The sequence below is a fragment of the Pseudonocardia charpentierae genome, assembly GCF_031845345.1.
GTDB classification, from domain to species: domain Bacteria; phylum Actinomycetota; class Actinomycetes; order Mycobacteriales; family Pseudonocardiaceae; genus Pseudonocardia; species Pseudonocardia charpentierae.
The window spans coordinates 19,571-31,467 of record NZ_JAVREJ010000003.1; the positions used below are offsets into that span (position 1 = coordinate 19,571).

An 11,897-nucleotide genomic window follows, 5' to 3' on the forward strand; every position below is an offset into this window, starting at 1 on the left:
GATGGCCACCACCGCCCCGGTCCGCGAGGTCCAGATCGAGTACGACGTCGAGACGCCCATGCGTGACGGCACCATCCTGCGGTCCACGGTGTACCGGCCGGCGGCGGGCGGCCGATACCCGGTGCTGCTCTCCCGCACTCCGTACGGGCGTGACGCGGGGACGGACCCGCTGTACTTCGACCCGCTGCGCGCGGCGCGGAACGGGTACGTCGTAGTGCGCCAGGACGTGCGCGGGCGGTACGGCTCGGACGGGGTGTTCGACCCCAGCCACCAGGAAGCCGACGACGGCCACGACACGGTGCAGTGGGCGGCGGACCTGCCGTACTGCGACGGGACGGTGGGCATGTGGGGACGGTCGTACTTCGCCGAGACGCAGTGGCGTGCGGCGATGACGCGGCCGTCGGCACTGCGGGCGATCGTCCCCGGCGTCTCGGCCGCACACGAGCCCGTCGACGGCTTCCAGATGCGCGGCGGCGCCCGTGAGCTCGGGTCGCGCTGGGTGTGGGTGCACGGCCCGATCGGCCCGGACCTCCTCGCGCGGCAGCACGCCGGCGACCCGGCCGCCCGGCAGCAGGCGATGACAGGGCTCCTGGCCGGGCTGGACTCGGCGTCCACCGGCGACCTCCTCGCCACCCTGCCGCTGTCCGCGCTCCCCGAGCCCGACCCGGCCACCGCCGGGCTCATGGCGTCGCTCGCCCGGGACGTGACCGACACGGAGTGGGACCGCACGCGGCTCGACGGCCGCTACGACCGGGTGCAGGCGCCCGCGCTGCACATCGGCGGCTGGTTCGACGTCTTCCTCGCCGGGACGCTCGGCCAGTACCGGGCGACGGCCGACCTCGCCGCCGAGCGCGGCACGCGGCCGCCCCGCCTGGTGATCGGTCCCTGGCCGCACGTCGGCGTGGCGGGTGTCTGCGGGGAGCTCGACTTCGGGCCGACGGCCTCCGGCGCGTTCGTCGACCTCACCGACCTGCACCTGCGGTGGTACGACGCCACGCTCAAGGGGCAGGAGGAGCAGCTGACCGGTGACCCGGTGCGGCTGTTCGTCATGGGGGAGAACCGCTGGCGCGGCTACGACCGCTACCCGGTGCCGGGCGCCCGTGCCGAGGAGTGGTACCTCCAGCCCGACGGCGGACTGGACCGTCGGGTCGCCTCGGCGAGCGCCCCGGACATCTACGACTACGACCCCAGGGACCCCGTGCCGACGGTCGGCGGGTCGACGCTGCTCACCCCGAGCCTCCCACCGGGTCCGTACGACCAGCGTGCGATCGAAGCCCGGCCGGACGTGCTGACCTACACCAGCGCGGTGCTGCAGCAGCCGTACACGGTGCTCGGCGCGGTGTCGGTGACCCTGCACGCGGCGTCGTCGGCGCCCGACACCGACTTCGTCGCACGCCTGGTCGACGTGCACCCGGACGGCCGGGCCATGGGCGTCGCGGACGGGATCATCCGGGCGTCGGCCCGGGAGAGCTACCCGGAGCCGGGCGTGGTGCGCCCGGTGCCGCCTACCCCGATCGAGCCGGACACCGTGTACGAGTACCGGATCGACCTGTGGGCCACCGGCCAGACCTTCCTGCCCGGGCACCGCATCCGCGTCGACGTCACCTCCAGCTCGCACCCGCGCTGGGACCGCAATCTCAACACCGGCCACAGCGCGTACGACTCGGCCGACACGGCCGTCGCGCGGCAGCGGATCTTCCACGATCCCGACCGACCCAGCCTGATCACTCTGACGGTGGTGGAGCCATGACGACCCTCGACCTGACCGCGGGCCCGAACCCGGGGCTCGGCACGTGGCCCGCACGGCGGGCCCGGATCTCGCCGGACCGCACGGCGCTGCTGGATCCGTCCCGGTCGCTGACCTACGCGGAGCTCGCCGACCGCACCGCGCGCTACGCGGGCGCCTTGCGCCGGCTCGGCGTCGGCCCGGGCGACCGGGTGGCGTACCTGGGCGTGAACGCCGTCGAGGTGTTCGAGACGTTCTTCGCCGCGTGGCTGCTCGGCGCGATCGCGGTGCCGCTGAACTACCGGCTGTCCGGGCCGGAGATCCGCTACATGCTCGACGACTCGGGGGCATCGGTGCTGGTGCACAGCGCCGACACCGACGCGCTGGTCGGGGCGGCCGCACCGCTGCCCGACGGGCTGCGGGTGCTGGCGGTGCAGCCGGCGAGTTGCCCGGCCAACGGGCTGGACTACGAGGGGGAGATCGCGGAGGGCCCGGCGCTGGAGGCGGAGCCGCCGGTCGCGCTCGACGACCCCGCGCTGATCCTCTACACGTCCGGGACGACCGGTCGCCCCAAGGGTGCGGTGCTGACGCACGGCAGCCTGACGTGGAACACGGTCAACTTCCTCGCGCACATGGACGTGCTGAGCACGGACCGGGCGCTGGGCATCGCGCCGCTGTTCCACTGCGTGGGCATCAGTCAGGTCACGCTGCCGACGCTGTTCAAGGGCGGCAGCGTGGAGCTGATGCCGAAGGTCGAGCCGGGGCTGGTGCTGGACCGGGTGTCGACGGCGCGGATCACGAGCTTCTCGGCGGTGCCGACGATGCTGCAGATGATGTGCGAGCACCCGAATTGGGACACCGCGGACCTGAGCTCGCTCACGCTCGTGCAGTACGGCGGGTCGCCCGTGCAGGAGCGGGTCGCGCGGGCGTGGCTGGACCGCGGGGTGCGGCTGATCCAGGGCTACGGGATGACCGAGGCGTCGCCCGGGGTCTACATGGCCACGTACGAGGGCGCGCTCGCCCATCCGACCGCGGTGGGTGTGCCGCACTTCTTCACCGACGTCGCCCTGCTGCGCGACGGCCGACCCGGGCCCGTCGAGGGTGAGCCGGCCGAGCTGCTGGTGCGCGGCCCGCACGTCGCCTCCGGCTACTGGAACCGCCCGGAGGAGACCGAGGCGAGCTTCGTGGACGGGCAGTGGTTCCGCACCGGCGACGTCCTGCGGGCGGACGACGACGGCTGGGCGCACGTCGTCGACCGGGTGAAGGACATGTACATCTCCGGCGGGGAGAACGTGTACCCCGCGGAGGTGGAGGCCGTCGCCGTGCAGCTGGACGCGGTCGCCAACTGCGCCGTGGTCGGCGTCGCGGACCTGCGGTGGGGCGAGGTCGGCGCCGCGTACGTGCAGGTTCGCGAGGGCGCCAGCCTGACCGAAGCCGAGCTGCGCGCCCACCTGCAGGCGAACCTGGCCCGCTACAAGGTGCCCCGCTACATCGAGCTCGTGCCGGAACTGCCGCGCAACGCCACGGGGAAGATCCGCCGGGTCGAGCTGCGGCAGCGCGCGGCGGACGAGCATTCCAGCACTCACGACGACAAGGCCGTGTTCTCGGTGCGGCCGGAGGGACGATCATGACCAGCGCCGCCGACGGACACGCCAACGGCTCCGTCACCAACCGGTTCGAGCCCCTGCTGCCGCCGTCGCTGGAGGTCGAGCGGCACGGCGCGGACGGCGAGGTGGCCGTGCTGCGCCTCACCCGCGCGGCGAAGCGCAACGCACTCAACGACCCGACCGTGCTCGGTATCGAGGCGTTCTTCAGCGCGCCGTCCGAGGGGGTGAAGGCCGTCGTGCTCGACGCCCAGGGCGAGCACTTCTGCGCCGGACTGGACCTGTCCGAGCTCACCGAGCGCGACGCGTTCGAGAGCCTCCAGCACTCGCGGATGTGGCATCGCGCGTTCGAGCGGATGGAGAGCGGGCGGCTGCCGGTGGTCTCGGTGCTCAAGGGCGCCGTGATCGGGGGCGGCCTCGAGCTGGCGTCGGCGACGCACCTGCGGGTGGCCGAGCCGAGCACCTTCTACGCCCTGCCCGAGGGACAGCACGGCCTGTTCGTCGGGGGCGGCGGCTCGGTGCGGGTACCGCGACTGATCGGGGCGCACCGGATGGCCGACATGATGCTCACCGGTCGTGTCGTCGACGCCGAAGAAGGACAGACACTCGGGTTGTCGCACTACCTCGTCGGCCCGGGGGAGGGCCTGGACAAGGCGCTGGAGCTCGCGAAGAAGATCGCCACCAACTCCCCGGTCACGAACTTCGCCGTCCTGCAGGCCCTGCCGCGGATCGCCGAGGCCAACCCGGCCGAGGGCTACCTGCTGGAGTCGCTGATGGCGGCGCTCGCGGGCAGCAGCGAGCAGGCCCAGCAGCGGATGCAGGCGTTCCTGCAGGGCCGCGGGGGGAAGGTGCAGCGATGAGCGAGCCCGAGCTGCTGCGTCCGGTCGCCCCCGACGTCCGGGCGACGACCGAGATCGGTCGGTTCATGACGTGGTTGGAGCGCGAACGGGGGTTGACCTTCGCGGGCTACGAGGAGCTGCACCGCTGGTCGGTCGACGACCTCGACGGGTTCTGGTCGGCGGTGTGGGAGCACTTCGAGGTGCGGGGACACAGCCCGTACGACGCGGTGCTGGGCCGGCGGGAGATGCCGGGAGCGGAGTGGTTCCCGGGAGCGACGCTGAACTACGCCGAGCACGCGCTCGGGCTGCTCGACAACCCTGATCAGGACGCCGACGAGACCGCGGTGCTGGGCTACTCGCAGACCCGGGACCGGGTGGAGCTGACGTGGGGTCAGCTCCGCGACCAGGTCGCCCGGGCCCGCGCCGGTCTGCAGCGACTCGGCGTCGGCCGGGGCGACCGGGTGGTGGCCTACCTGCCGAACATCCCCGAGACGCTCGTGGCGTTCCTGGCCACCGCGAGCCTGGGGGCGATCTGGGCGAGCTGCGCGCCCGAGTTCGGTGCGCGTAGCGTCGTCGACCGGTTCGGCCAGGTCGAGCCGAAGATCCTGCTCGCCGTCGCCGGGTACGGCTACGGCAGCAAGGACGTCGACCGACGTGAGCAGGTCGCCGAGATCCGGGAGGGGCTGCCCACCGTCGAGCACGTGGTGCACGTGCCCTACGGCGCGCACACGCTGCCCGACGCTGCCGGCTGGAACGAGCTGCTGGCGCAGCCCGCGAATCCCCGCGGGCAGCGAAGCGGTGAGGGGGAGGATTCAGAGCTCGCGTTCGAGCCGGTGCCGTTCGCGCACCCGCTGGCGGTGCTGTTCTCCTCCGGCACCACCGGCAAGCCGAAGGCAATCATCCACGGCCACGGGGGGATCCTGCTCGAGCACCTCAAGAACCACGCGCTGAGCTGGGACCTCGGGCCGGGCGACCGCATCCTGTGGTTCTCCACCACCGCCTGGATGATGTGGAACGCGCTGGTGTCGGCACTGCTGGTGCGCGCGTCCATCGTGATGATCGACGGCAACCCGTTGCATCCGGACATCCGCTGGCAGTGGCGTCTCGCCGAGGAGACCGGCGCGACGCTGATGGGCGCCAGCCCGGGTTTTCTCATGGCGTGCCGCAAGGAGGGTGTCGAGCCGGCGAAGGAGTTCGACCTGTCGCGGCTGCGGCAGATCGGGGCGGCCGGTTCCCCGCTGCCGCCGGAGGGCTACCGGTGGGTGGCCGAGCAGTTCGGACCCGACGTGCTGCTGAACGTGGGCTCGGGCGGCACCGACATCTGCTCGGGCATCGTGCAGGGCAGCCCGCTGCAGCCGGTGTGGGCGGGGGAGATCTCCGGCCCGTGCCTGGGCATCGACGCGAAGGCGTTCGACGACAAGGGCGAGCAGGTCGTCGGCGAGCTGGGCGAGCTCGTGATCACCGCGCCGCTGCCGTCGATGCCGGTCGGGTTCTGGGGCGACCCCGACGGGACGCGGTACCGCGACACCTACTTCGACGTCTACCCGGGCGTGTGGCGCCACGGCGACTGGGTGCGTTTCTCCGAGGTCGGCAGCGCCATCATCGCCGGCCGGTCCGACGCCACCCTGAATCGCGGCGGGGTCCGGCTGGGCACCGCGGAGTTCTACCGGGTGGTCGAGGAGCTGCCGGAGGTCGCCGACAGCCTGGTGGTGCACCTGGAGGACGCGGCAGGCGGCAACGGGCAGCTCCTGCTCTTCGTCCGGCCCGCCGACGGGGTCGAGCTGGACGACGCGCTGCGTCGGCGGATCTCGACCACGCTGCGCACCGAGCTCTCGCCGCGGCACATCCCCGACCGGATCGCGGCGGTGCCGGTGATCCCGCACAACCGCACGGGCAAGAAGCTGGAGCTGCCGGTGAAGAAGATCCTGCTCGGCGCGGCACCGGACGAGGTCGCCAGCCGCGACGTGCTGGCCGACCCGACGGCCCTGGACGCCTTCGTCGGGCTGCGGGGTGCCTCGTGACCGGCGTGCGCCGGGTGGCGGTGGTGTCCACCGGCGTGATCGGGGCCAGCTGGGCCGCGCACTTCCTCGCCCACGGCCTCGACGTCGTCGCCACCGATCCCGCCCCGGACGCGGAGGAGCGGCTGCGCGCCGAGGTGGCCACGCACTGGCCGGTGCTGGAGCGCGGCGGTCTGGCGGACGGCGCCTCACCGCAGCGGCTGTCGTTCACGGCCGATCCTGCCGAGGCCGTCGCGGACGCCGATTTCGTGCAGGAGAACGGTCCCGAGCGCGAGGACGTCAAGCACGCCCTGTTCGCCGTGATCGACGCCGCGGCGCGCCCGGAGGTCGTGCTCGCGTCCAGCTCATCGGGGCTGCTGCCGTCGACGATCGCCCGCGGCGCCCTCGAGCACCCCGAGCGGGTGCTCGTCGGGCATCCGTTCAATCCGCCGCATCTGATCCCGCTGGTCGAGGTGGTGCCGGGGGAGAAGACCGCTGAGGAGTCCGTCGAGACGGCGATGGCCTTCTACGCCGCCGTCGGCAAACGGCCGATCCGGGTCCGTCGGGAAGTGCCGGGGCACATCGCCAACCGTCTGCAGGCCGCCCTGTGGCAGGAGGCCTATTCGCTGGTCGAGCGCGGCGTCGCCACCGTCGCCGACATCGACACCGCGATCTCCCAGGGCCCCGGCCTGCGCTGGGCGGTGCTCGGCCCGTTCCTCAACCAGCACCTCTCCGGAGGGCCGGGCGGCATCGCCCACATCCTGGAGCACCTCGGTCCGCCGACGGAGAAGTGGTGGCGCGACCTGCGGTCGGTGACGTTGACGCCGGAGCTGGTGGCCACCCTCGTGGCCGGAGTGGACGACGAGCTCGACGGTGTCGACTCCGCCGAGCTGGTCACCCGCCGCGACGCCGTTCTGAACGCCCTGCTCGCCGCGAAGACCGGCGCCGGACTGTAGGAGAGTGCACATGGATCTCGTGGGCATCGAGGCGATCGACGTGCACGTCCACGTCGAGCAGGACGGCCACGGCTGTCTCGCGCTGGACCAGGAACTGCTCGACGCCTCGGCGAAGTACTTCCACGCCGACCAGGACCGGACGCCGACGATCACCTCGATCGCCGAGCACTACCGCGCCCGCCGCATCGCCGCCGTGGTGTTCACCGTCGACGCCCCCGCCGGCACCGGGCACCCGCCCATTTCCAGCGAGGAGATCGCCGATCAGGCCGCCGAGCACGCCGACGTCCTGATCCCGTTCGGCTCGGTTGACCCGCACGCCGGCAAGGCTGCGGTCACGAGGGCGCGCCGGCTCGTGACCGAGCACGGGGTGCGCGGGTTCAAGTTCCACCCCAGCCTGCAGGCGTTCGAACCGAACGACGTCCGGTACTACCCGCTGTACGAGGCGCTGCAGGAGCTCCAGGTCCCCGCGCTGTTCCACACCGGGCAGACCGGCATCGGCGCCGGCCTGCCCGGCGGCCGCGGGATCAAGCTGCGCTACTCGGCGCCGATGCTGCTCGACGACGTTGCCGCCGACTTCCCCCACCTCACGATCGTCATGGCCCACCCGTCGGTGCCGTGGCAGGACGAGGCCATCTCCATCGCCACCCACAAGTCGAACGTCTACATCGACCTGTCCGGCTGGTCGCCGAAGTACTTTCCGCCCCAGCTCGTCCGCGCGGCGAACGGCCTGCTCAAGCGCAAGGTTCTGTTCGGGTCCGACTTCCCGGTCATCACCCCGGACCGCTGGCTCGCCGACTTCGCGAAGCTGGAGATCAAGGACGAGGTCCGGCCGCTGATCCTGAAGGACAACGCGCTGAAGGTTCTCGGGGTCGCCTGAGCACGCGGCCGTCGCCCGCACGATCAACGAGGCTGATCGTGCGGCACCTCATCGGCTCCGAACCGCCGTCATTGCGCCCGCACGATCAACCAGGCTGATCGCGCGGGGATTCTCCGGCCTTGTCGGCCGCCTTACTCGATCTCGGACAGGCTCTAATCGGCCGTGACGGGTGACAGCGGGGCGGTGCTCGAGCGTTGGACGAAATCGGCATTCACCCTGATGTGCCGCGCCGGTTCTGTGAGCGCACCTTTGAGCCGCCCGACGGCGAGTTCGACCGAATGCAGGGCGAGCATGTCGATCGGTTGACGCACGACGGTGAGGGGCGGTGACACGAGCTCTGTCCACGGATTGTCGTCGAACACGATCAGGCTGAGGTCGTCGGGTACCGCGATCGCGGACTGTTTGACGCGTCGAAGTGCGCTACGTACCTGAGCGGTGTTTCCGACGATGATTCCGGTCGGCGGATTCGGTAGTGCGAGGAGGGCGCTGACGGCGTCGCCTCCGGAGTCGCCGCGGAACGGAATGGCGTGGATGAACTGCTCGTCGACCTCCACTCCCGCTGCGACCATGGCCTTGCGGAAGCCGGCGACGCGGTCGCGGCCGGTGGAGGTCGACAGCGGGCCGGAGATGAACGCAATGCGTTCGTGGCCCAACCCCAACATGTGCTGGGTCGCCGCCTCGGCGGATAGGTCGTTGTTGATGGCGACGACATCGACCCCGGGCAGCTCGTCGATCTCCCGGTCGACGAACACGATGTTGACGCCGAGGGTGATCAGTCGGCGCCACTTGTCGACGTTCTCGCCGGTCGGCGTGGCGATGATCGAGCCGACCGAACGCCCGACAAGGGTTTCCAGGGACTCCGCCTCGAGGTGCGGGTCTTCCTGGTTGGTGAGCAGAACGACGTGGATCCCACGAGCCCGTGCGTCCCAGACGACCCGGTCGGCCAGTCGTGCGAAGAACGGGTTGGCGAGATCGGCCAACACCAGTCCGATCGTGGTGGTCGACTGCTGCTGAAGTTCGCGAGCCGCGGCGCGCGGCTGAAAGCCCAGCCGTTCGATGGTCTCGACCACGCGAGCCCGCGTCTGGGGTGCCACCGGTCCCGTGCCGTCGTTCAGTACCCGGGAGACGACGGCTACCGACACCCCCGCCTCCCGCGCGACGTCGCGGATCGTCGATCGCTTTCGCACCGGCACCTCCTACTCGCTCCCAGCCTACTGACGGCTGCCGCGGCTATTGACTTGGTCACACGCCGCTGGTACAAAACTGTAACCGTTACCACCCCACCTGGCAACGAGGGTTCCAGGCCGTTCGACCGGCCGCTCGCGGACCTCGCCGCCCGGCCCACGGACGAAGGATCACCGGTGAACCTCCACTCCCTGCTCGAACAGCGCGAACGCGACGGTCGGCCCATCCGCGTGGGTCTGATCGGGGCCGGCCGGTTCGGGACCATGTACCTGGCGCAGGCGCGCAACATCCCCGGCGTGCACGTCGTCGGCATCGCCGACATCAACGTGGACCGGGCCAAGGGTGCGCTCGCGCTCGTGGACTGGCCGGCCGATGCGGTCGCGGCCGACATCGACGCGGCGATCGCGGACCGCACGACGGTGGTTCTGCCGGATGCGGCACCGCTGTTCGACGCCGACATCGACGTGATCGTCGAGGCCACCGGCAACCCGATCATCGGCGTCGAGCACGCACTGCGGGCGATCGCCACCGGCAAGCACATCATGATGGTCACGGTCGAGGCCGACGCGCTGGCCGGTCCGGCGCTGGCCCAGCGGGCGCAGAAGGCCGGTGTCGTCTACTCGATGGCCTACGGCGACCAGCCCGCGCTGATCATGGAGCTGGTCGACTGGGCGCGGACGTCAGGGTTCGACGTCGTCTGTGCCGGCAAGGGTGCGAAGTACCTCGAGCACTATCACGAGATGAACCCGGACAACGTCTGGGAGAACTGGGAGTTCTCGAAGGAGCTCACGGACTCGGGCCAGCTCAACCCCTACATGCACACGTCGTTCCGGGACGGCACCAAGGCGTCGATCGAGATGGCCGCGGTCGCCAACGCGGCCGGTCTCGTGCCGTCCGACAGCGGGCTGACCTTCACCCCGGGCAACGTCGAGGAGATCGCCACGATCTGCCGCCCCGCCTCGGTGGGCGGAGTCCTCGCGAACGACGCGTCGGTGGAGGTCATGTCGAGCGTGACGCGGGCGGGGGAGTGGATCCCGTTCAACACCCAGGAGGGCGTGTTCGTCGTCGTCAAGGCCACGAACCAGTACGTGTCGGGCTGCTTCACCGAGTACCCGTGGCACCCGGACCCCACCGGCCAGTACGCCGCGCTCTACCGGCCCTACCACTACGTCGGTCTCGAGCTGAACATCTCGATCGCCAACGCGGTGCTGCGCGGTGTCGCGACCGGCTCGCCCAAGGGTTTCTACGGCGACGTCGTCGCCACCGCGAAGAAGGACCTCGCGGCAGGCGAGCTCCTCGACGGCGAGGGCGGCTACACCGTGTGGGGCAAGCTCGTCTCGGCCGAGACCTCGGTGCGCAACCGCCTGCTGCCCGTCGCTCTCGCACACCACGTTCCGCTGAAGAACGACGTGCCGAAGGGACAGAGCGTCAGCTGGGACGACGTCGTGATCGACGAGTCCCTCGCGACCGCTCTCGAGCTGCGCCGCGAGACCGAGGCACTCGTCCACCCCTGAGTACCCACGGTGCTCTCCGGCGCCCGTGGCGGAGAGCAGAACCGGCACGGCCCGCGGGCGCGCTTCCCCTGCAGTGCCTTCCAACGACGAAAGGAACTTCCCATGCAGCGACGACTGCGCCCCCTGGCGGTCCTTGCGACGGCCGCCGCCGCGCTCCTCCCGCTGGCCGCCTGCACGGCGACCCCCGGCGGAACTCCCAGCGGGGGAGGGGGCGCGAGCACGGCCAACATCGCCTCGCTCGTCCAGGCCGACCAGAAGACCACCATCGAGGATGTCCAGAAGTCGCTGGGTGATCCGACGGTCAAGCCCGACACCAAGCTCTGCTACGTCACCCGGACCCTGGCCAACGAGTTCTGGGGCTTCGAGCGCACCGGCTTCGAGGCGGAGGCCCAGAAACTGGGCGTGCAGTTCCAGACCTTCGCCGTGAACGACGAGGCGTCAATCACCGAGCAGCTGGACAAGGCGCAGAGCGCACTGAACCAGGGGTGCACGGCCCTGCTCGCGTCGCCGATCTCCGCCACCGCACTGGACAGCGTCTTCACCACGGCCCTGGCCAAGGGCGTCCCGGCGATCGTGCTGAACGACGCGAAGGGCACCCTGCCCGGCGTCGTCTACGTCGGCCCGGACGCCGAAGCGATCGGCCAGACCGCCGCCGACTACATCGCCGAGCAGCTGCCCGATGGCGGCAAGGTCGCGATGATCGAGGGCGACCCCGGGTCGTCGAACGCACTCAACCGCGGCAAGGGCTTCAAGGAGGGGCTCACCAAGCACCCGAATCTCAACCTGGTCGCCTCGCAGTCCGCGAAGTGGGACACCAACCAGGCACAGACCATCGCGACGGCCATGCTGACCGCCAACCCCGACATCAAGGCGTTCTACTCGCAGAACGACACGATGGCGTTCGGCGTCCAGGCGGCGATCGACGCGAAGGGCCTGACCGGTCAGGTCATCATCGTCGGCACCGACGGGATTCCGCAGGCGAAGAAGCAGATCGCCGACGGCGCCATCACCGCGACGGTCAGTGAGCGGCCCTCCACGGAAGGCGCCGCGGGCGTGCAGACCGCGCTCTGGCTGCTCGACGGCAAGACCGTGCCCGGCTGGGTCGACGTGCCCGCGTTCATCGTCGACAAGAGCAACGTCGCGGACTACGCGGCCGGCATGCCCTGACCGATCCGGCCGAGCAGATTACGGGACCCGAA

8 protein-coding genes and 2 pseudogenes are annotated in these 11,897 nt (G+C 71.0%); 8 read left to right on the plus strand and 2 right to left on the minus strand.

Annotated features, from left to right (window positions below):
• Position 1: 1 nt before the first annotated feature.
• The 5 genes and pseudogenes from RM445_RS05525 to RM445_RS05545 form a co-directional block, all read left to right on the plus strand.
• Positions 2 to 1,750, plus strand: a complete 1,749-nt coding sequence (locus tag RM445_RS05525; RefSeq protein WP_311554949.1) for a CocE/NonD family hydrolase — start codon at positions 2 to 4, stop codon at positions 1,748 to 1,750.
• The gene (locus RM445_RS05530) at positions 1,747 to 3,357 is read left to right on the plus strand and encodes an acyl-CoA synthetase (RefSeq protein WP_311554951.1); all 1,611 of its coding nucleotides are present in this window, start codon (positions 1,747 to 1,749) and stop codon (positions 3,355 to 3,357) included. The genes RM445_RS05525 and RM445_RS05530 overlap by 4 nt, the downstream gene beginning before the upstream one ends.
• The gene (locus tag RM445_RS05535) at positions 3,354 to 4,190 is read left to right on the plus strand and encodes a crotonase/enoyl-CoA hydratase family protein (RefSeq protein WP_311554952.1); all 837 of its coding nucleotides are present in this window, start codon (positions 3,354 to 3,356) and stop codon (positions 4,188 to 4,190) included. The genes RM445_RS05530 and RM445_RS05535 overlap by 4 nt, the downstream gene beginning before the upstream one ends.
• The gene (locus tag RM445_RS05540; protein WP_311554953.1) at positions 4,187 to 6,190 is read left to right on the plus strand and encodes an acetoacetate--CoA ligase; all 2,004 of its coding nucleotides are present in this window, start codon (positions 4,187 to 4,189) and stop codon (positions 6,188 to 6,190) included. The genes RM445_RS05535 and RM445_RS05540 overlap by 4 nt, the downstream gene beginning before the upstream one ends.
• Positions 6,191 to 6,213: 23 nt before the next feature.
• Positions 6,214 to 6,936, plus strand: a pseudogene (locus tag RM445_RS05545) (3-hydroxyacyl-CoA dehydrogenase NAD-binding domain-containing protein); the annotation flags it as partial.
• A gap of 71 nt (positions 6,937 to 7,007) precedes the next feature.
• Here the strand turns inward: RM445_RS05545 and RM445_RS32275 are convergent.
• Positions 7,008 to 7,064, minus strand: a pseudogene (locus RM445_RS32275) (hypothetical protein); the annotation flags it as partial.
• A gap of 68 nt (positions 7,065 to 7,132) precedes the next feature.
• On the opposite strand from RM445_RS32275, the gene couO reads away from it, so the two are divergent.
• Complete coding sequence (gene couO / locus RM445_RS05550) at positions 7,133 to 7,999, plus strand: 4-hydroxyphenyl-beta-ketoacyl-CoA hydrolase (RefSeq protein ID WP_311554954.1); 867 nt, start codon at positions 7,133 to 7,135, stop codon at positions 7,997 to 7,999.
• Between the two features lie 152 nt (positions 8,000 to 8,151).
• Here couO and RM445_RS05555 read toward each other — a convergent pair whose 3' ends face one another.
• Positions 8,152 to 9,192: a LacI family DNA-binding transcriptional regulator gene (locus RM445_RS05555; protein WP_311554955.1), complete on the minus strand. Its 1,041-nt coding sequence runs from the start codon at positions 9,190 to 9,192 to the stop codon at positions 8,152 to 8,154.
• 168 nt (positions 9,193 to 9,360) lie between these two features.
• Here RM445_RS05555 and RM445_RS05560 point away from each other — a divergent pair, with 168 nt between their 5' ends.
• Together RM445_RS05560 and RM445_RS05565 are read left to right on the plus strand one after the other, a co-directional pair.
• Complete coding sequence (locus RM445_RS05560) at positions 9,361 to 10,698, plus strand: NAD(P)H-dependent oxidoreductase (RefSeq protein ID WP_311554956.1); 1,338 nt, start codon at positions 9,361 to 9,363, stop codon at positions 10,696 to 10,698.
• A gap of 102 nt (positions 10,699 to 10,800) precedes the next feature.
• The gene (locus tag RM445_RS05565) at positions 10,801 to 11,865 is read left to right on the plus strand and encodes a sugar ABC transporter substrate-binding protein (RefSeq protein ID WP_311554957.1); all 1,065 of its coding nucleotides are present in this window, start codon (positions 10,801 to 10,803) and stop codon (positions 11,863 to 11,865) included.
• Positions 11,866 to 11,897: the final 32 nt, after the last annotated feature.